The organism is Rhodoferax sp. RT5P35 (assembly GCF_056521385.1).
On sequence record NZ_JBWMAX010000255.1, the window covers coordinates 1 to 1,162 of the forward strand.

1 protein-coding gene and 1 pseudogene are annotated in these 1,162 nt (G+C 67.0%); both read left to right on the forward strand.

What is annotated here, in order from left to right; genetic code table 11:
• Positions 1-763 (forward strand): flagellar biosynthesis protein FlhF (locus AC097L_RS25445; protein WP_479589485.1); only part of this gene is annotated, 763 nt, incomplete at its 5' end.
• Positions 756-1,162, forward strand: a pseudogene (locus tag AC097L_RS25450) (hypothetical protein); the annotation flags it as partial. The gene AC097L_RS25445 and the pseudogene AC097L_RS25450, both read left to right, overlap by 8 nt.

A 1,162-nucleotide genomic window follows, 5' to 3' on the forward strand; every position in this document is an offset into this window, starting at 1 on the left:
CACGCCCGCCGAAGCCATCCGCTGGTTGATGGGCGTGCTGGAGCAAAACCTGCGCACCGATGCCGGTAGCAAGCCGATCTTCGAGCAAGGCGGCGTGTTCGCGCTGGTGGGTGCCACGGGCGTGGGCAAAACCACTACCGCCGCCAAGCTGGCCGCGCACTGCGCCCGGGTCCACGGGCCCAACAGCGTGGGCCTGATCACGCTGGACACCTACCGCGTGGCCGCCCACGAGCAACTGCGCGCCTTTGGTCGCATGCTGGGCGTGGTGGCCCACCTGGCCCACGACCGCGCCGCCCTGCAAGACCTGCTGGGCCTGCTGGGCAACAAACGCATGGTGCTGATCGACACCACCGGCATCGCCCCCAAAGACCCGCGCAAGCGCGACATGATGGACGTGCTGGACCTGCCCGGCGTCAACCGCCTGCTGGTACTCAACGCGGGCAGCCACGGCGACACCATGGACGAAGTGCTCACCTCGTTCAAGACCCGGGGCCTGCAGCAGGCAATCCTGTCCAAAATCGACGAAGCCGCCAAGCTCGGCCCGGCGCTGGATGCCATCATCCGCCACCAACTGGTGCTGCGCGGTGTGTGCAACGGCCAGCGCGTGCCCGAAGACTGGGAACCCGCCGATGCCAAGAAGCTGGTGCGCGCCTCGATGCGCTCCACCACCAAGTCGGCGTTCGACCCCAAGGCCGCCGACCTGAACTTCTTCTTCACCCCGGCACCGATGGAATCCAGCCGCCTGGAACGGGCGCATGCTTGACACCAGTGCCGACCAGGGCGCCAGCCTGCGCCGCATTGCGCCGCAAGCCGCCTGGAGCGTGATTGCCATGGTGACCCGGGGCGACACCGCCACCGAGTTGCCGCTGCTCTGGCAGATCTGCGCGGCCCTGCAAAGTTTTAGCCTGCGCATCACCGTATTGGATGCAAGCTCGGCAGAAACGGAAGACAATCCAGGCTTGCAGAATCTGTTGGACCACGCACACTGGCAAGAAGATGCCGCTCCCGATGCCGACCATGACGCGCCCCCCTGGCATATCGTGCCCGCCCGTCTGGGGCTGAGCCGCCTGGCCCTGCAGACCCGCCAGGATTCCCCCATGTCCCCCCCACCCCTCCAAGCCCTCAGCCACCTGTTCCGTAGCTGCGACCTGGTCGTGGTGTA